General features: G+C 40.3%; 19 protein-coding genes and 2 tRNA genes. 4 read left to right on the top strand and 17 right to left on the bottom strand.

The window, feature by feature from the left end; translation table 11 throughout:
* Nucleotides 1-65: 65 nt before the first annotated feature.
* The gene (locus tag ACZ5KY_RS11120) at nt 66-917 is read left to right on the top strand and encodes a damage-control phosphatase ARMT1 family protein (RefSeq protein WP_464243968.1); all 852 of its coding nucleotides are present in this window, start codon (nt 66-68) and stop codon (nt 915-917) included.
* A gap of 46 nt (nt 918-963) precedes the next feature.
* Nucleotides 964-1,551 carry an LURP-one-related family protein gene (locus ACZ5KY_RS11125; protein WP_464243969.1) on the top strand — a complete coding sequence of 196 codons (588 nt, stop codon included), beginning with the start codon at nt 964-966 and terminating at the stop codon, nt 1,549-1,551.
* Between the two features lie 12 nt (nt 1,552-1,563).
* On the opposite strand, the gene ACZ5KY_RS11130 is transcribed toward ACZ5KY_RS11125, so the two are convergent.
* From ACZ5KY_RS11130 to ACZ5KY_RS11140, 3 genes are read right to left on the bottom strand one after another with little or no spacing between them, the layout of a single operon-like run.
* Nucleotides 1,564-3,063: a DNA recombination protein RmuC gene (locus ACZ5KY_RS11130; RefSeq protein WP_464243970.1), complete on the bottom strand. Its 1,500-nt coding sequence runs from the start codon at nt 3,061-3,063 to the stop codon at nt 1,564-1,566.
* Nucleotides 3,060-3,512, bottom strand: coding sequence for a PaaI family thioesterase (locus ACZ5KY_RS11135; protein ID WP_464243971.1), 453 nt, complete (start codon nt 3,510-3,512; stop codon nt 3,060-3,062). The genes ACZ5KY_RS11130 and ACZ5KY_RS11135 overlap by 4 nt, the downstream gene beginning before the upstream one ends.
* Nucleotides 3,505-3,996, bottom strand: coding sequence for a YehS family protein (locus tag ACZ5KY_RS11140; protein ID WP_464243972.1), 492 nt, complete (start codon nt 3,994-3,996; stop codon nt 3,505-3,507). The genes ACZ5KY_RS11135 and ACZ5KY_RS11140 overlap by 8 nt, the downstream gene beginning before the upstream one ends.
* Before the next feature lie 104 nt (nt 3,997-4,100).
* Between ACZ5KY_RS11140 and ACZ5KY_RS11145 the strand changes: the two genes are divergently transcribed.
* Nucleotides 4,101-4,177 (top strand) — tRNA-Arg (locus tag ACZ5KY_RS11145).
* A 71-nt stretch (nt 4,178-4,248) separates the two neighbouring features.
* Here the strand turns inward: ACZ5KY_RS11145 and ACZ5KY_RS11150 are convergent.
* The 14 genes from ACZ5KY_RS11150 to ACZ5KY_RS11215 form a co-directional block, all read right to left on the bottom strand.
* Nucleotides 4,249-4,764 (bottom strand): adenine phosphoribosyltransferase, encoded by a 516-nt coding sequence (locus ACZ5KY_RS11150; protein ID WP_464243973.1) that lies wholly within the window; start codon nt 4,762-4,764, stop codon nt 4,249-4,251.
* Between the two features lie 38 nt (nt 4,765-4,802).
* Nucleotides 4,803-5,663: a sigma-70 family RNA polymerase sigma factor gene (locus ACZ5KY_RS11155; protein ID WP_464243974.1), complete on the bottom strand. Its 861-nt coding sequence runs from the start codon at nt 5,661-5,663 to the stop codon at nt 4,803-4,805.
* Between the two features lie 72 nt (nt 5,664-5,735).
* A complete protein-coding gene (locus ACZ5KY_RS11160) occupies nt 5,736-6,470 on the bottom strand; it encodes a peptidoglycan DD-metalloendopeptidase family protein (protein WP_464243975.1) in 735 nt (244 codons plus the stop codon).
* A 25-nt stretch (nt 6,471-6,495) separates the two neighbouring features.
* Nucleotides 6,496-7,092 carry a YqaA family protein gene (locus tag ACZ5KY_RS11165; RefSeq protein WP_464243976.1) on the bottom strand — a complete coding sequence of 199 codons (597 nt, stop codon included), beginning with the start codon at nt 7,090-7,092 and terminating at the stop codon, nt 6,496-6,498.
* The gene (locus ACZ5KY_RS11170; RefSeq protein ID WP_464243977.1) at nt 7,086-7,739 is read right to left on the bottom strand and encodes a protein-L-isoaspartate(D-aspartate) O-methyltransferase; all 654 of its coding nucleotides are present in this window, start codon (nt 7,737-7,739) and stop codon (nt 7,086-7,088) included. Before ACZ5KY_RS11170 ends, ACZ5KY_RS11165 begins: the two co-directional genes overlap by 7 nt.
* Before the next feature lie 31 nt (nt 7,740-7,770).
* Nucleotides 7,771-8,112 (bottom strand): MerR family transcriptional regulator, encoded by a 342-nt coding sequence (locus ACZ5KY_RS11175; RefSeq protein WP_464243978.1) that lies wholly within the window; start codon nt 8,110-8,112, stop codon nt 7,771-7,773.
* Nucleotides 8,113-8,139: 27 nt separating this feature from the next.
* Nucleotides 8,140-8,421 (bottom strand): integration host factor subunit alpha, encoded by a 282-nt coding sequence (locus ACZ5KY_RS11180; protein WP_464243979.1) that lies wholly within the window; start codon nt 8,419-8,421, stop codon nt 8,140-8,142.
* A gap of 80 nt (nt 8,422-8,501) precedes the next feature.
* On the bottom strand, nt 8,502-10,919 hold the full coding sequence (gene pheT / locus ACZ5KY_RS11185; protein ID WP_464243980.1) for a phenylalanine--tRNA ligase subunit beta: 2,418 nt from the start codon (nt 10,917-10,919) through the stop codon (nt 8,502-8,504).
* Nucleotides 10,920-11,006: 87 nt separating this feature from the next.
* Nucleotides 11,007-12,023 carry a phenylalanine--tRNA ligase subunit alpha gene (pheS, locus tag ACZ5KY_RS11190; RefSeq protein WP_464243981.1) on the bottom strand — a complete coding sequence of 339 codons (1,017 nt, stop codon included), beginning with the start codon at nt 12,021-12,023 and terminating at the stop codon, nt 11,007-11,009.
* A 165-nt stretch (nt 12,024-12,188) separates the two neighbouring features.
* A complete protein-coding gene (rplT, locus tag ACZ5KY_RS11195) occupies nt 12,189-12,545 on the bottom strand; it encodes a 50S ribosomal protein L20 (protein ID WP_464243982.1) in 357 nt (118 codons plus the stop codon).
* Between the two features lie 122 nt (nt 12,546-12,667).
* Nucleotides 12,668-12,865 carry a 50S ribosomal protein L35 gene (rpmI, locus tag ACZ5KY_RS11200; RefSeq protein ID WP_464243983.1) on the bottom strand — a complete coding sequence of 66 codons (198 nt, stop codon included), beginning with the start codon at nt 12,863-12,865 and terminating at the stop codon, nt 12,668-12,670.
* Between the two features lie 55 nt (nt 12,866-12,920).
* Complete coding sequence (gene infC, locus ACZ5KY_RS11205; protein WP_464244661.1) at nt 12,921-13,436, bottom strand: translation initiation factor IF-3; 516 nt, start codon at nt 13,434-13,436, stop codon at nt 12,921-12,923.
* A gap of 11 nt (nt 13,437-13,447) precedes the next feature.
* Nucleotides 13,448-15,364, bottom strand: coding sequence for a threonine--tRNA ligase (gene thrS, locus ACZ5KY_RS11210; protein WP_464243984.1), 1,917 nt, complete (start codon nt 15,362-15,364; stop codon nt 13,448-13,450).
* Nucleotides 15,365-15,436: 72 nt separating this feature from the next.
* A tRNA-Val gene (locus tag ACZ5KY_RS11215) sits at nt 15,437-15,511 on the bottom strand.
* Between the two features lie 257 nt (nt 15,512-15,768).
* Here ACZ5KY_RS11215 and ACZ5KY_RS11220 point away from each other — a divergent pair.
* Nucleotides 15,769-17,625, top strand: a complete 1,857-nt coding sequence (locus ACZ5KY_RS11220) for an AMP-dependent synthetase/ligase (protein WP_464243985.1) — start codon at nt 15,769-15,771, stop codon at nt 17,623-17,625.
* The last annotated feature ends 60 nt before the right edge of the window (nt 17,626-17,685 follow it).

Genomic DNA, 17,685 nt, shown 5'->3' on the forward strand with positions numbered 1-17,685 from the left:
CGGTATCATTTCTCACATAAAAGCCCTGCTTATTCAGCAGGGTTTTTTTTAAATGGAAACAACGAATGATAACATACCATGACTGTATTCCCTGTTTTGTAAAACAAACCATTAGTGCCTTAGGGAAGGCCAATCTTGATAGCAATGATTCTGAAAAAATTCTACGCACTGTTTTACAACATATGAGTCGCATAGATTTCGACCTCTCTCCTCCCGAAATGGCCCGAACTATTCATCGAATGATTCGAGAAATAAGTGGCAATGCTGATCCCTTTAGTGATGAAAAAAAACGCGACCAAAACTTAGCGTTACAGTTGCTCCCACAACTTGAACAAAATATGCTGTTATCAGATGACCCCTTTAAATCTGCAATTCTTTTAGCGATAGCAGGCAACAGTATTGACCATGGTGTCTATCATGACTTGTCTGAGCAACAGGCCTTGAATGCTTTAGAACAAGGTCTTCATGTCCCGCTTATTGGCGATACCGATCAATTTGTAAACGCCATTGATCAAGCAGAATCAATTTTATATTTAGGAGATAATGCTGGAGAGATTGTTCTCGATAAATTATTACTTCACCAATTACCCTTAGAAAAAACTACCTTCGTCGTTCGTGGTGGCCCCATCCTAAATGACGCTTTAATGGCCGATGCAGAACAAGCTGGAATAACAGAGCTTGTTCCAGTGATTGACAATGGAGATGACTCCCCTGGGACCTTGTTGAAGTATTGTAGTAATGAGTTTCATGAGAAGTTTCAGCATGCTGACCTCATCATTGCTAAAGGACAAGGCAACTATGAAACGCTCAGTGATGTAGAGGGAAATATCTTCTTTTTATTAAAAGTAAAATGCAGTGTTGTTGCAAATAATATTGGTTGCGAAATCGGCAGCTCGATTCTCTACCATAGAGATTGACATAGCGTAAATTCAAAGGTCATCCACCCAGAAGGAAGGGACAATAATGAACGCAGCTCTTAATCACAACGTATATCTGGTTAAAGAACATGTCGGTATGTTTAAAGCGGCAAATAACTATGATATTTACGATCCAGAATCAGGTCAAATTATGATGGAATGTCGTGAAGACCAACTCGGCATTTTCACTAAGATGTTGCGTTTTACTGATTACAAAAGAATGACACCTTTTGATGTTAAAATTAAAACACCCGAAGGGGGACAATTAATTCGAGTCAAAAGAGGTATTTCCATTTTTTTGTCTAAAGTGGAGGTGTTTGACGAACATGACCAATTAATTGGAATGTTCAAGCAAAAGCTGTTCTCTATCGGTGGCGCCTTTACCGTCTTTGATGCCAACGAGTCCGCAGTATGTCAGTTAAAAGGAAAATGGACAGGATGGGATTTTAAGTTTTCAAATGGTGAAATTGAGATGGCTCATGTAGCAAAAAAATGGGCAGGAATTGGTAAAGAGATGTTCACCAGTGCCGATAACTATGTCCTGAAAATCTCAGATAGTGTTGCTGAAGATGATGTCGCGCGCCAACTTATTGTGGCCGCAGTGATGTGCATTGATATGGTACTAAAAGAATAAAAGTTCACCTATTTACTGGTCCAGTTCACCATCGAAAGTCGCTTCTAATTCTGATTTCTCCAAAATTGTTTTAGATAGCGGCTTTCGTACTTTAACACCAAGTTCAACAAAACGATTAGCTTGGCTGATAAGATTACCTCGACCTTGGGTTAATTTTGTCATCGCCATTGCATATGTACTCTCTACAGTTGCCAACTGTAGACCAAGTTTTTCCATGTCATCAACAAAGCCCCGTAACTTGTCATAAATTGCTCCAGCACGTTCAGCAATAACCTGAGCATTGTTGTTCTGTCTTTCATAGCGCCAAATATTTTCAATTGTACGTAATGTCGCAAGCAAAGTTGTTGGGGCAACAACGACAATGCGTCGCTCAAAAGCATGATTAAACAAAGAATCATCAGCCTGAAAAGCAACCATAAATGCTGATTCAATAGGCATAAATAGTAGAACAAAATCAAGTGAGTTCACGCCGACCAAACTCGAATAATCTTTTGCACTCAATGTTGTAATGTGCTGTTTAACCGCCAACACGTGTTGCTGTAGGGCTTGATCGCGAAGACTTGTGTCTTCCTCGTTACAATATCGTTCATAAGCCACTAGAGACACCTTCGAATCAATAATCACATTTTTATTCTCAGGCAAATGAACAATAACGTCTGGTTTTAATAGTCGATTATCCGCATCTCGAAATGCCCCTTGAGCATCATATTCTATTCCAGCTCTTAAGCCTGACTGTTCCAGAACACGTTGTAAAACAAGCTCCCCCCAATTACCTTGAGTCTTATTGTCACCTTTCAAAGCACGCGTCAAATTGACAGCCTCACGGTTCATCTCAATATTGAGTTGACGTAGGTGACTTAACTCTTGTTTCAAGGATGATCTATCGCGAACATCACTAACATAGACCTCATCAACCTTATTTTTGAAATCGTGTAATTGATCACGAAAGGGGTTAAGAATACTCTGGATTTGCTGACTACTTTGTTCTGAAAAACGGCGTTCTTTAGCTTCAAATATTTCATTCGCTAGGCCTTTGAACTGCTCCGCCATTGTGTTTTTCGCATCACTAAGCAGTTGAATCTTTTCCTCATTCTGATGTTTCTGTTCGTCTAACCGAGTTGACAATGTCGCAATTTCACACTGCTTGATCATTAATTGAGCACGTAGATCAGTGAGTTCACTGGCACGTTGTTGAGATAACTCGAGCGCTTTTTCAAGGTAATTGTTTGCTTCTTGTTGTCGAACATGATCAATACGCAAATTTTGGATTTGCACCTGCTGCTGTTCTATAGATTCGTTTGAAACATTCAGCTCATTCTCAACATCAAGCAAAAGAAGTAATTGTGCCAAGGCTTCATCTCGTTCATGCAAATGAAGGTTTAATAGATGGTTTTTGTGCCGCAGATTAAAGGCAAGGTAAATGGACAACATAACAATAAAGACAATGAACAGAATTGCAACATGGTATACAAAGCCAAGAGAAGACAATTGGTTTAGTACTTCAAAAATCATCTTGGCTCACAAGGTTGAATTGGACGTTTTGAGATCTTAAATGTGGCATTCATAGTCATAGCAATGCGCTTTTTTTCATCTTCGATAGTAACTGATGAGTGCCATAATCGTTCCTCAATCTGATTGATTTCACTACGGGCAGTAACCATACCCCTAACGACAGGATGATGGAAATCAACATTCATATCTATAGTTCCAAAATGTGTCCCAGGAGAAAGCATACTTTTTATAGCCATAACTGCTGCGGTGTCAGCGAGACTTACTAAGGCTCCACCATGAAGCAAATTACCACCATTAGCAAATTCAGCACGAAACGGCATGGTTAAAACCGCCTGACCTTTTTGGGCGCAGATGATCTCTATCCCTAATTGCTTTTCGAATGGGGCACACTCAATCCATTGCTTCAACTGAACGCAATGAGGACCTAAATAAGGAGAGTGATTAGCCATTATCAACCTTATTTTGTTTAATTCGATTGTGCTGTGTCAAACCATTAATAAAGTTTCTTAACAGCTGGTCTCCGCATTCTTTGTAGTTTTTATGCCCCTTTTTACGAAACAATGCACTAAGCTCAGAACGTGAAATTGTAAAATCAGCGGTATCTAAAAGGTTCAACATATCGTCTTCACGCAATTCAAGCGCTATACGTATTTTTTTTAGAATAACATTGTTATTTAGTGGTACTTGACGCTGTTGCTCAAGATGAGATTCATTTTCTTTTTTGCCACGAGTAAAAATGATTAGACCATCAAAAAAAGAATTCATCAACTCAGCCGAAAGCTCCAGATAACCTGACTCTTTTTCACGCTTAAAAAAACGGTGCAGCTGTTCTTGAGATACGCTTTGATTCGCTAGCTTGAAGCATTCTAAAATAACCGAATTACTCAAATCTACCGCATAACGAAAACGGCGTAAAATATCATTATATGTCATAATCTCTACTTGTATGTTAAAGGTGCGTTGATAAATACATATTTATCAATGATAGACAAACTACTTGATTCAATTGTGTAGATTGAGCTATAACTAACAACCTTGGCCCCGTAGCTCAGATGGATAGAGCGGTCGCCTCCTAAGCGATAGGCCACTGGTTCGACTCCAGTCGGGGCCGCCAAAATAATCAAGCACTTAGTGGACAACCACTAAGTGCTTTTTTTGTACGACCTTTGACTACAACGTGTTTGTTTAAAAATTAAGTAAGCTAAACACCTTGTTTTCGGGTAACCGCTTTCGCCCCTCTAAAAAATCAAGTTCCGCTAAAAATGCACACTCAACAACTTCGGCACCTAGCTCATTGACAAGATCGATAACAGCAGAGACCGTTCCACCTGTCGCCAACAAATCATCCGCAATCAACACACGAGCTCCAGGGGCAAACGCATCTTCATGGATCTCCAATGTATCTGTGCCGTACTCAAGATCATAGGTCTTTTGAATTGTTTTATAAGGCAATTTACCCGGCTTTCGTACTAACGTAACACCAACACCTAGTTTATACGCTAAAGCAGCCCCTAAAATAAATCCACGCGCTTCAACACCAACAATCGTATCAATTTTTTTATCTAAGTAACGATGGGCAATCAGATCGATCATGCGGTGAAAACTTTTTCCATCTGAAAGAAGTGTTGTAATATCTTTGAATACAATTCCTTTTTTAGGGAAATCAGGGATGTCACGAATAATGTTCCTTAAATCGTCCACGTTTACTCCATATTAATTTACTGATAAATATCGCGAGACTAATTATCACTCTCGGTGCGCATAATAGTACGTAATTTTTCTAAACTTTTTACTTCAATTTGACGAATTCGTTCACGGGTCACACCAAAACGTTTACCAATAGTTTCAAGCGTTTCAGGTTCACGATCATCTAAACCAAAACGTAAGGTCAAAATCTCGCGTTCATTTTCCTTTAATTGCTCTAGCCATTGTTTCACAAAAACATATTTATCTTTGTTTTCAATTAGATCTGTCGGTGTGACAGCAGAGGTATCTTCTAACGTGTTCATCAAAGAATAACCTTCATCATCTCCTAACGGATGTTCTATCGAATACGTTTTTCTTAGCAAGAGTTGCAATCGACGAACCTCGTCGACATTACTACCCATAACATCAGCAATATCAGCATCTGAAGGTTCACGATTCAACTGTTTTAGAGATTCACGCGTTGCCTTGAGCATTCTATTCATATTTTCAGCGATATGAACAGGAAGACGAATCGTTCGACTTTGATTGACCAATGCCCTTTCAATTGATTGTCTAATCCACCACGTTGCATACGTTGAGAATCGGCACTCTTTACTGACCTTAAATCTTTCAACAGCCTTAATGAGTCCCATGTTGCCCTCTTCAATCAAATCAAGAAAAGGCAAACCACGGTTCATGTACCTTTTTGAAATTTTGACCACCAGTCGCAAGTTAGACTCAATCATTTTTGAGCGAGCCAGATCATCCCCTGTTTCAATTTTCAGTGCGATATTTCGTTCTTCATCAGCGGTAAGAAGTTGTGATTTCTGAATGTCTTTAAGATAATATTTTATGGCATCATCGCTACCAGACACAACACTATTCTTTGTTTTTTTTGCAATAACTTTGCTCATACATTAACCCTATCGTTGGCAAATATTACTGTCCTAACAATCTTGTGGTTAGATCAACCTATTAAAAGAATATCATTTCGGCAAGTATAAAGCTGGATTAACAGCTTTTTTATTTCGCCTAACTTCAAAATGTACACACCCTTGATTTTTTCCAGGAGGGACACCAACAAGAGCAATGTGTTGGCCTGAATTAACATAAGCACCAGATGCAACGAGATTTTTTTTATTATAGCCATATACGGTAAATAGAGAATGATCGTGTTCGATGATAACAACATGACCATAACCAGAAATACCATTACCACTATATATAACCTTCCCTGCAGCAGCACTGTTAACACGAGATCCGACATTTGCAGAGATATCAATCCCCTTACTTGGAGTTCGACTGTTCAAGTTGAAAACTGTTACAACCGTCCCTTTTATCGGCCACAATAACTGACCTTTTTTGGGAGGGACTGTGGGCAGTGATTTTTTAATTGCTGAAGTAACAGGAGCCGCTTTGGTAGGACTAATTTTTTTTCTTGGAGTTACCGTTGCAACGTGTTTCTTAACTGAGGGATTAGGGACAACAGATACCGTTCGTGTACGACTAACGCCTGGAATCCATAATGGTTGTCCGACCTTGATTTTTGAAGAATCTTTAATTCTGTTTGATGAAATAATTCGCTCGACAGGAACGTGATAAGTTTTACTGATTCGGTAAAGAGTTTGACCCGGCTGAACAACATGGTGAACACCTCTGGGTGCGCAACCAACTTGTGAAATGATGAGTAAAATGACAAAAAAATAAATTATTCGAATCATCCACAACTTCCATGAATAGTTTCAATCAAAGAATAAAACGAACCACTAAAAAACCACCTGTTAATAATAAAGCAAATAGCGACGTTATAACATTAAAATTTTTATCAATGATTTTTCGTGCTTGATCTCCATATCGATAAACTATCAGCGCAATGAGATAAAAGCGCATGCCACGGCTCACCGCAGAAGCAATAACGAAGACAGGAAAACTAACGTTAAAAACTCCAGCACCAATTGTAATGATTTTATATGGAATAGGCGTAAACCCGGCCACAAACACGAACCAAAAATCATACTGGACAAAGAGTGCTTGAATGGAATTGAAACCATCGGGAGTAAAACCCGGAATCCATTGATAAAACCAAGCAGAACTTAGTTCCCAAAGGCTATAGCCTATGCCGTAACCTGCAATGCCACCCAAAACTGAACCAAGTGTACAGATGGCTGCAAAACGAAAGGCTTTTAATGGCAGTGACAGTCCCAATGCTAAAAGTAAAACATCTGGAGGGATCGGGAAAAAAGAAGATTCAGCGACGGCTAGAAAAAAAAGCGCTGGTACAGCAAAAGGTGTTTTTGCCCAGTGGAGGACCCAATCGTATAGGTGTCGAAAAGCTTTTAACACCCTTTTTCACTCCAACCGTGTTCACCAATCAATGGAACAAACCGACAATTAAGAAGATCCTCTTCAGAAAAAGTCTGATCAGCAGTCCGAATGATACGTTTTAGCACCTGTGAATTCCCATTTCCAACAGGAATAACTAGCCGACCACCAATCGTAAGCTGATCTAGGTAATCCTGCGGCACCTCAGGTGCTCCTGCGGTAACAATAATTGCATCAAAGGGACCTTGTTCAGCCCACCCACAACTTCCATCAGAGACATGAATGTGTACATTTGAATAGTGAATACTATCTAAAATTCGACGTGCTCTTCGTGCTAAACTTACGATCCGTTCAACACTAAATACGTGAGATACCAACCTAGATAAAATCGCAGCCTGATAACCTGATCCTGTACCAACTTCCAAGACTCGATCATCTTGCTTTAAAGTAAGGGCTTCAGTCATCGCAGCAACGATAAAAGGTTGCGAGATCGTCTGCTTTTCACCAATGGGCAAAGCATAATCTGTATAAGCTTGACTTTGCAGGGCTTCCTCTACAAATTGATGGCGTGGAACCTCTTCCATTACACTAATGATCTTCTTATCGGTGATTCCACGGGCAACAACATGCTTCGCAACCATACGACGGCGTGCATTTGAATAATCCATCGTTCATCATTTCTGCAAAGGGTTTTAGAAATTAATTTAGAAACGAACGTAATGCACGCAATTCTTCACGCACATCTAATAAAAGTTCATGGTCACTTTGGGATGACTTCTTTGAATTCTGATTTTTTTTTGATAAACGAACCGCTTTACGGGCCCCAGCTATTGTAAAGCCTTGATTGTAAAGAAGATCTTTTAAAGTCAAGACTAGCTCAATATCTTTTTTTTGATATTGACGCTGTTTAGTTCGACTTTTAGAAGGGGAAAAATTACCGAATTCAGATTCCCAATAACGCAGAACATGAGGTTTAACACCTGTAATCGATGCAACCTCACCTATTTTAAAAAATAGCTTATCGGGAATCTCTATATTCATAGGGATATAAACTAACGAGGAGGACGGTTAGTCCTCCTCGTTGATTGCAACTTTCAAAACTTGGCTGGGCTTAAAGGTCAAGATCTTACGTGAACTAATCTCAATCTCTTCACCTGTCTGTGGGTTCCGGCCTCTTCTCGTTGCTTTTTGCTTCACAACAAAGTTACCAAAACCTGCAATTTTTATTTTATCGCCACCTTCGAGGGTATCTTTGATTAACTCAAAGACCGATTCGACAATTTCAGCGGACTCCTTCTTAGAAAATCCTGTCTTATAATATACATTTTCCACAAGATCCGCTTTTGTCATAATACCTCCATAGCTTAATAACTTAGATAGAACGTTGATTTTAAACGGTTTATAACACAGCCATTTTAACGCCGCAAGAGCTATCTGATCTCAGCTCCTAAATTTTTCTGTAAAGACTTTACTATCTTAGCATGCATTACATTAATCTCATCATCAGTAAATGTCTTATCCATCGAAAGGTAACGAACCCTGATTGCTAAACTTTTTTTACCTTCAGGAACACCTTTGCCACTGTACATGTCAAAAAGGGTTACGTCATCCAGATTTTTCACTTTTACCTTTGAAAGGACCTCAAACACCTGTTGTGAACTAACATCTTCATCAAACAAAAATGCACTGTCTCGATAGCTATCGGGAAAACGAGAAATCGGCTTGAACGATTTCTCAATCTTTTTTGTTGTTTGGAGTGCTGAAACATCAAGATCTACCAGATATACAGGCTGATCAATATCGTAATTTTCTTGAACTTGTGGATGTAACTCACCCATAACACCGAGCAAAACTTTATCATGAAAAAGACGACACGACTTTCCTGGGTGCAAATACGGTTGTTGTCCGTCAAGCTCAGCTCGTAGAGATGAGACATTCAACTGTTGGCACACCGATTCAACAGTACCTTTCAAATCATAATAATCAACATTTGCATCAGATTGAGACCAACCCTCTATCTCTCTCTTACCTGTTATTGCTGCACAAAGACGAAGAGATTCAATTGGTTGCACCTCCTGCTCTTGAACGGCAAACACAGGACGAAGCTCAAATAAACTTAGATCATTACTACGATATGAAAGATTTCTAGCAACAGTTTCAAGCATTGCAGGAACCAGACTCGTTCGCATTATTGATTGCTCTTCAGTTAGCGGATTCAGTACTTTAATCGTATTTCTTCGTGCATCATCGTCACTGAGATTGATTTTATTCCATACTGACGGTGAAGTGAAGGAATAATTAATAATTTCACTAAATCCTTGTGTCACCATTGCATCACGTAACGAGCGAGTCATCAACTGACGTTTATCTTTTGCTCTACGTACAACGCGACTAATAGGCATAGTAACAGGAATATTGTCATAACCATTTAGGCGGGCAATCTCTTCAATTAAATCAACTTCCCGTTCCAAATCGTGTCGTGACATAGGGATTGTCGCAACAAGAGCCTTTTCGCCATTAACATCTGAATGTTCGGTATCCAGTTCAATTGAATTCAATAGTAATTCAATATCATTAAGACCTAAATTCAAACCAAGTAGTTTATTCGTACGAGTAAGGGTAATCGACACCTTACGCTTGAATAAAGGTTGAGGGTAATTATCAATGTGTCCCGCAGCAACAATTCCACCAGCGAGCTCCTGAATCAGTGATATTGCACGGTCCAACGCAATTGCAACAATGTCAACATCAGCTCCACGTTCAAATCGATGCGACGCTTCAGTGTGAATACCTAAGCGTTTACTTGTTCTCCTTACCGAAATAGGATCAAAATATGCGCTTTCAAGTAAGATGTCGACGGTAGTATCTTGGACTTCAGAATTTTCACCACCCATGACACCAGCTAACGCTACAGGACCTTCACTGTCACAAATAACTATATCGCTAGATTTTAATTGGCGTTTTTGTTCATCGAGAGTTACAAACTCACTTCCTTCATCAGCACGCTTAACAACAATCTTTTTGCCGCGCAGTTGATTAAAATCAAAAGCATGTAAAGGGTGACCGAGTTCCATCAGGACATAATTGGTGACATCGACAACATTGTTGATTGAACGCATACCGATAGATTCGAGACGCTGAACCAACCATTTCGGTGATGGTGCGATGGTTACCCCTTCAATCAAGCGGGCCATATAACGTGGACAGCCTGTCGGGTCTTCGATCGTTACCGAAGTTTTAGAATCAATAGACGTATCACCTTCTTGAATTAAACCAGAGGTTGGCAGCTGGATCTTATTATTAACAAAAGCTCCAACCTCACGGGCTACTCCAGCAACACTTAGACAATCAGCCCTATTAGGAGTTAATCCAATTTCGTAACGAACATCTTTCAAGCCTAGCGCATTAAAAACAGGGGTTCCCAAGACTAAATCTTGAGGTAATATCAAAATCCCTTCAGCTTCTTCTGCTAAACCTAATTCTTTTTCAGAACAAAGCATTCCTCGTGATTCAGCACCACGAATTTTAGATTTTTTGATTTTAAAATCACCTGGTAAAACTGAGCCAACCTGCGCCAGAGCAATCAAATCACCACTTTTATGGTTTGTTGCACCACAAACGACAGGAATCACATCGCTACCCGTATTAACCTGACACAATGTTAAACGATCTGCTTCAGGGTGAGGCTCAACAGAATCGAGTTTTGCAACAATAACAGAGTCGAGGCTCGCACCAAGCTTTTCCATAAAATCAACTTCGAGACCTGCCATCGTTAGCTGATGTGAAAGTTGGTCAGAATCGAGATCAAAATCAACAAATTCTTTTAGCCAGTTATAGGTGACAATCATTTACATAGTTCCTTTATTATTGCATTAACTCAAACACAATCGAGTTACGGGAGACAGACTCATGGCTTAATGTATCAATAAGCACATTTAAAATTGGCGTAAAAATCGAACATCATTTTCGAAAAACAAACGTAAATCATTCACGCCATATTTTAGCATCGCGATGCGTTCTAGCCCCATACCAAAGGCGAAACCACTATATCGCTCAGAGTCATACTCAACCGATTTAAATACTTCAGGATCAATCATTCCACTACCAAGTATTTCTAACCAGCCTGAATTCTTACAAACACGACACCCTTTTCCACCACAAATAACACATTGGATATCCACTTCTGCACTTGGCTCAGTAAACGGGAAGAATGATGGTCTAAATCTAACCCCAACTTTCTTGCCAAAACATTCATGGATAAAAGTTGTCAGTATCCCTTTCAAATCACCAAATGTGATGTTTTCATCAACCATAAAACCTTCAATTTGATGAAACATGGGACTATGAGTTATGTCTGAGTCACGACGGTAGACCGTACCAGGAGCAATAATACGTAAAGGTGGCTTTTGTTTAAGCATCGATCGAATCTGAACGGGTGAAGTATGCGTTCTTAACACCACATCATCATTTATATAGAAAGTATCTTGCATGTCACGAGCAGGATGATCTTTAGGGATGTTAAGTGCTTCAAAATTATAAAAATCTTGCTCTACTTCTGGTCCTTCAGCAACACAAAAACCCAATGATGAAAAAATTTCAATCAGCTCTTCAGTTACGAGTGTTACGGGATGCTTAGTACCATGATTTTTGATGCGTCCAGGCAATGTAACATCAATCTTCTCGTGAGAAAGGCGTGACGCCATAACGCTTGACTTCAAACTTTTCAATTGTTCTTCAAACGTCTTAGAGACTTGATCTTTGACACGGTTAGCAACAGCACCAACAATCGGTCTTTCCTCGTTAGAAAGACTACCCATGCCCTTCATGATTGATGTTAGTTGCCCCTTCTTGCCTAAATAGCTGACACGAATTTCCTGAAGCGTCGCTTCATCGGTAGCATTATTCATAGCTTCATTAGCTGAAGCCAGCATCAATTCAAGTTTTTCCTTCATAACGACCCCTAACACCACGCAATAAAGCACGTGCTATAAACAAGTGATGGAAGCCATAAGGCTTCCATCAACAAATCATTGTAAAATAATATTCACACTTTATAAAACAAGTGAAATTAAACATAAAAAAAGAGATGAGGAAGAACCTCATCTCTTTTGGTGTTCCTACTGAATGTGAACTTTTACTTTTTCAACCACAGCACTGAATGCTGCAGGGTCAGTTACGGCAATTTCAGCCAAAACTTTCCGGTCAAGTGCAATTTCAGCTTTTTTCAAACCAAAGATAAGACGGCTATAGCTTACTCCGTCTAAACGTGCTGCCGCATTAATACGAGCGATCCAAAGTGCACGGAAATCACGCTTTTTAACACGACGATCACGATAGGCGTAATTTAAAGCCCGGTCAACCGCTTCAGTTGCACTACGAAATAATTTACTCCGTGCGCCACGGTAACCTTTTGCAAGCTTTAATACTTTATTACGTCTACGTCTCGCTTTAAAACCTCTTTTTACTCTCGGCATCTTGTTCTCCTTACAATGTTAAAATAAATGCAAATATTATTAACAATATCTACATTGCCGGATCTGAAGGGGGAGACAAAATTCCCCACAGTTCTCGGACTTAAAGCCGAGTTGCAGGAACCTTACATGTAAGGAATCAGGCAACTGATATTTTTATGATCTGCTGAACAAACAATCGCACCTTTACGCAGATCACGCTTACGTTTGGTAGTTTTCTTGGTCAAAATATGACTAGTAAACGCTTTATTACGGCTAATCTTACCTGTACCTGTCTTACGAAAGCGCTTTGCAGCACCACGGTTAGTTTTAATCTTGGGCATTCCCAATCTCCTTCATTTCTCTTTTTTATGCTGCCATCCACAAGGTATGACATTTCTACTTTTTAATGGGAGCCATTACCATATGCATAAAACGACCTTGCATACTTGGAAAAAACTCAACGACACCAATATCTTTCACGTCTTCAGCAACGCGTTTCAATAGGTCACGACCAAATTCGGGGTGAGTTACCTCACGACCACGGAACATGATTGTTACTTTAACCTTGTTGCCAGCGTCAAGAAAACGTCGCACATTCTTCACTTTAACCTTAAAGTCATGAATTTCGGTCTTAGGCCGTAACTTCACTTCCTTAAGCTCAACACGTGCGGTTTTCTTTTTAGCTTCAGCGACACGTTTCTGTTGCTGATATTTAAATTTACCGTAATCCATGATACGGCACACAGGTGGCTTGGCCGATGGTGAAACTTCCACCAGATCAAGTCCGCGATCAACAGCAGCCGATAACGCATCCTGCAAAAGCATGACACCTAGCTGCTCACCAGCATCGTCTACAACACGTACCTCTTTCGCACGAATTGCACGATTAATATTTGTTTCTTGCTTAGCTATGGTGCCACCTCCTAATTATATTTTTTACATTCTTCCAAAACAAACTGACTAAACTGATCCACGGTCATCGCTTGAAGATTATCACCAGTCCTAAATCTAGGAGTCAGTGTGGAGCTTTCCATCTCTTTATCGCCGATCACCAACATATATGGAATCTTCTGCATTTGAGCTTCGCGAATTTTGAAACCAAGTTTTTCATTACGCAAATCGGACTGTACTCGAATACCTGCATCAAGAAGATCAGCGGTTACCTGTTTTGCATAATCTAACTGATTATCCGTTACATTTATCACGATTGCTTGCACAGGTGAAATCCACAATGGAAACAAACCTGCATAATGCTCAATGAGAATACCAATAAAACGCTCGATAGAGCCAAGGATAACTCGATGAACCATAACTGGACGGTGTTTTTCGCCATCTGAGCCAATATAGTTCAGCTCAAAACGTTCAGGTAAGGTAAAATCGCACTGAATAGTAGCACATTGCCAATACCTGTCAAGGGCGTCCTTCAGCTTAATATCGATCTTCGGCCCATAAAATGCGCCATCACCTTCATTAATGTCATATGGCAGGCCAGAATCTTCTAAGGAATTCCGCAATGCAGTGGTAGCACTGTCCCAATCCTGATCACTGCCGATCGACTTTTCTGGTCGAGTAGAAAGTTCCATTTCAAACTCAAAATCGAAAATAGCCATGACATCTTGAACAAAACGGAGAACACTTTTAATCTCATCGTCCAATTGCTCGGGAGCACAGAGGATGTGAGCATCATCCTGTGTAAAGCCTCGGACGCGGGTCAAGCCGTGCAATACACCCGATTTTTCATGACGATGCACTGTGCCTAATTCGAAATATCGCTGAGGGAGATCGCGATAAGAGCGTAGCTTGCTCTTATAGATCAGCATGTGAGCAAGACAGTTCATTGGCTTTAAACCAAAACCCTGCCCCTCAACCTCAGTGAAGTACATATTCTCGCGATAATTCTCATAATGACCCGATGTCTTCCACAGGTCAGTTCGGAGAATTTGAGGTCCTTGAACCAAATCGTAACCACGACGTAAATGCTCACGGCGTTCAAAGTCTTCTAGAATTGTTCGCAACATAGCACCCTTTGGGTGCCAAATAACAAGCCCAGCTCCAGCTTCTTCACTGAAGGAGAACAGATCGAGTTCGCGACCAAGCTTGCGATGGTCACGCTTTCGTGCCTCTTCTAAGCGAGCAAGGTGTGCTTTAAGTTGCTTTTTATCAGGGAATGCCGTTGCGTATATACGCTGTAGCATCTCACGGTTTTCATCTCCACGCCAATAAGCACCAGCAACACTAGTGAGCTTAAAAGCCTTAATTCTTCCAGTAGATGGCAAATGAGGACCACGGCACAGGTCAGCAAAGTCACCCTGACGATATATAGAAACTGACTCAACACCAAGGTCTTCAATTAATTCGACCTTAAAATTTTCACCCATCTCTTTAAAAAAAGCGATGGCATCAGCGGTATCCATTTCGGAACGCTCAATAGGGAGGTTTTTCTTGATCAATTCTTTCATACGGGATTCGATTTCATCAAAATCCTCAGGGGTAAACGTATGAGTTTCACAATGGAAATCGTAATAAAAGCCATTCTGAATAGATGGACCAATTGTGACCTGAACATCCTTACCGTAAATTTCTTTCACGGCATGAGCCATTAAGTGTGCAGTAGTATGGCGATAAACGTCTAACCCTTCAGGGCTAGACAGTGTAATAAGTTCAACCTTTGCATCAGATTCAACGGATTGTGTCGCATCGAAAAGTTCACCATTAATTCGAGCTGCAACGGTTTGCCGTGCCAACCCCTCACCAATGGATTGGGCAATTTCCAAACAGGAAACCCCAGATTCGTATTCACGTTTAGATCCATCAGGCAATTCTATTGTAATGTTCGCCATAACTAAGCTCCATATACGCAAAAAGGCATCCTCGGGATGCCTTTAAATCTTAAACATACAGCAATTTATAAATGGTAGGCACGGGCGGTATCGAACCGCCGACCCCCACCGTGTCAGGGTGGTGCTCTCCCACTGAGCTACGTGCCTATGTGTTGCGACAGATGTGTTATACCGAAAAGGAATTACCCTGTCAACCCCTATATTTATGCTGCTTTACGTTGAAATCAAAATAGAGAGACTCGACTAATTATGCATTTAATCACTCGGCATCAAACAAAAAACAACAATCAAACCATAATTAGTATTTAGTTCTTGCTAAAGCTGGCACGACAACTATAAATTTATGTTCTGCATCTTCAGTATCAAAATTACTAACCATCACATTATAACCTACGGGGTAGCCATTGAGTACCATTATAGAGTTGCTTAAATTAAGCTGTCAGAATCACCCAAATCGAATTGCGTTACGTGAAAAACGGAAAAAAAGATGGACGAGTTTATCTTACTCTGATCTTTGGCGTGATTCTGATCTCGCTGCAACAGGCATACAACAACTTAATATTAAGCCAGAAAGCAATGTTGCGTTATTATCCCCCTCATCTAACCGATGGCTTATAGCTTATTTTGCAATCCTCAAGACAGGATCTGTTGCTGTCCCAATTGATAAAGAACTAAAGCAAAACGAATTACGCCATGTTTTGCGCGACAGTGATATTGTCACCATATTTACCACTCAAGCCTATGTTGAAACACTTTTAGAGCTTAAGGCTGGATTACCAAAGCTTGCCCACATCATTGTAATGGATAACAGTGACGATCTCTTCCCAAAGAGTTCAGAAGCATTTACGATTATTGGTGACCTAATCACTGAGTGGCACCAACTTGTTCATGAATTAAAAATTCCGCGCGACAAAGCAGCCTCACTCGAAGCGTTAGCAAATCGAGCGCACAATCTCATGACAACAGAAGATGTTACCAGTGATGATAATCCTGATCTGTTTTCGCCAACCGCAAACATGATCAAGGAAGCGCGAAAGAAAAACGTTCTAATTCCCTATAAATCCTTTGTTGGAAATTGTCTGCCCGATCCCGTTGACATTACACCTGAAGACATAGCTATCATTCTATATACATCGGGAACAACAGGACGCTCTAAGGGTGCGATTCTTACCCACGGTAACATCACATCAAACATAAAAGACTTAATCCCACATTTTCAATTGAATGATTCTATTCACACACTATCGTTTTTACCAATCAACCATATTTTTGAACAGGTATGTGGAATTCTGCTGCCACTCACCCTCGGCGGAACGGTCTCCTTTGCCGAATCACTGAAAAAACTCGGAGAAAATCTAACTGAAGTTAAACCAACTTTCCTCCTTGGGGTTCCTGCAGTATATCGAATATTCCTTGATAGAATCATGCGCAATATCAACAGTAAGAAAATATCTAAGACTCTCTATTCACTGCCAATAGCGCGTAAAGTAGTTGAGAAGAAAATCCGTGAATCTCTTGGTGCGGGGACAACCTTTGTTAGTGGCGGTGCTGCTCTTGATCCAGTCGTTACCGCTAAATTTAAAGAATTTGGTACAATAATATACCAAGGCTACGGAATTACAGAAACATCACCTGTCATTACTGCAGAACAACCCGGCGGAACGAGAATAGGTACGGTTGGCAAACCTCTCCCCTCGGTTCAGGTCAAAATTAAAGATGAAAACGATGAGGGTATCGGCGAGATTCTCTGCAAAGGACCTAACGTAATGAAGGGCTACTATAAAAACGAAGTGGCAACAAACGAAGTTCTTACCGAGGGCTGGTATCATACTGGTGATATGGGGAAGTTTGATGCAGATGGGTATTTAAGTATTTGTGGTCGTGTTAAAAACTTAATTGTGACCCCTAATGGCAAAAATGTTTACCCTGAAGAAATCGAGAATGAACTTCTAAGCAGCCCATTCATTCAAGAAGTCATGGTTTATGGTCACAAGGTTGGCCCTGCCGCTGAAGAAGTTCATGCTCAAATATATCCAGATCAAGAGATGATTGATTGTCACACCCAAGACCAAGGCGGTCAACCTTTGGACATAAAAGAGATTGAAGCCCTCATTCGCCAAGAAGTATTGACGATTGGTAAACAGTTAGCGGACTACAAGCGAGTTAAGAAATTCATTATTCGTGATGATGAATTCCCAAAAACAACAACACGTAAGATTAAACGTTTTGCTGTTGAAGCTGACGTAAGTGCGAGTGAGTGAGTAAATAAATTAAAGTATTTGATACAAAAAAAACCCGCTAGAAGCGGGTTTTTTTTGTAA

The sequence above is a fragment of the Desulfuromonas svalbardensis genome, from assembly GCF_055389415.1.

Excerpts from the sequence above, each read along its gene's own strand:
- ACZ5KY_RS11120 (WP_464243968.1), top strand. The coding sequence starts at position 66 with ATGATAACATACCATGACTGTATTCCCTGTTTTGTAAAACAAACCATT.
- ACZ5KY_RS11125 (WP_464243969.1), top strand. The coding sequence starts at position 964 with ATGAACGCAGCTCTTAATCACAACGTATATCTGGTTAAAGAACATGTC.
- ACZ5KY_RS11130 (WP_464243970.1), bottom strand. The coding sequence starts at position 3,063 with ATGATTTTTGAAGTACTAAACCAATTGTCTTCTCTTGGCTTTGTATAC.
- ACZ5KY_RS11135 (WP_464243971.1), bottom strand. The coding sequence starts at position 3,512 with ATGGCTAATCACTCTCCTTATTTAGGTCCTCATTGCGTTCAGTTGAAG.
- ACZ5KY_RS11140 (WP_464243972.1), bottom strand. The coding sequence starts at position 3,996 with ATGACATATAATGATATTTTACGCCGTTTTCGTTATGCGGTAGATTTG.
- ACZ5KY_RS11155 (WP_464243974.1), bottom strand. The coding sequence starts at position 5,663 with ATGAGCAAAGTTATTGCAAAAAAAACAAAGAATAGTGTTGTGTCTGGT.
- ACZ5KY_RS11160 (WP_464243975.1), bottom strand. The coding sequence starts at position 6,470 with ATGATTCGAATAATTTATTTTTTTGTCATTTTACTCATCATTTCACAA.
- ACZ5KY_RS11170 (WP_464243977.1), bottom strand. The coding sequence starts at position 7,739 with ATGGATTATTCAAATGCACGCCGTCGTATGGTTGCGAAGCATGTTGTT.
- ACZ5KY_RS11175 (WP_464243978.1), bottom strand. The coding sequence starts at position 8,112 with ATGAATATAGAGATTCCCGATAAGCTATTTTTTAAAATAGGTGAGGTT.
- ACZ5KY_RS11180 (WP_464243979.1), bottom strand. The coding sequence starts at position 8,421 with ATGACAAAAGCGGATCTTGTGGAAAATGTATATTATAAGACAGGATTT.
- pheT (WP_464243980.1), bottom strand. The coding sequence starts at position 10,919 with ATGATTGTCACCTATAACTGGCTAAAAGAATTTGTTGATTTTGATCTC.
- pheS (WP_464243981.1), bottom strand. The coding sequence starts at position 12,023 with ATGAAGGAAAAACTTGAATTGATGCTGGCTTCAGCTAATGAAGCTATG.
- rplT (WP_464243982.1), bottom strand. The coding sequence starts at position 12,545 with ATGCCGAGAGTAAAAAGAGGTTTTAAAGCGAGACGTAGACGTAATAAA.
- rpmI (WP_464243983.1), bottom strand. The coding sequence starts at position 12,865 with ATGCCCAAGATTAAAACTAACCGTGGTGCTGCAAAGCGCTTTCGTAAG.
- thrS (WP_464243984.1), bottom strand. The coding sequence starts at position 15,364 with ATGGCGAACATTACAATAGAATTGCCTGATGGATCTAAACGTGAATAC.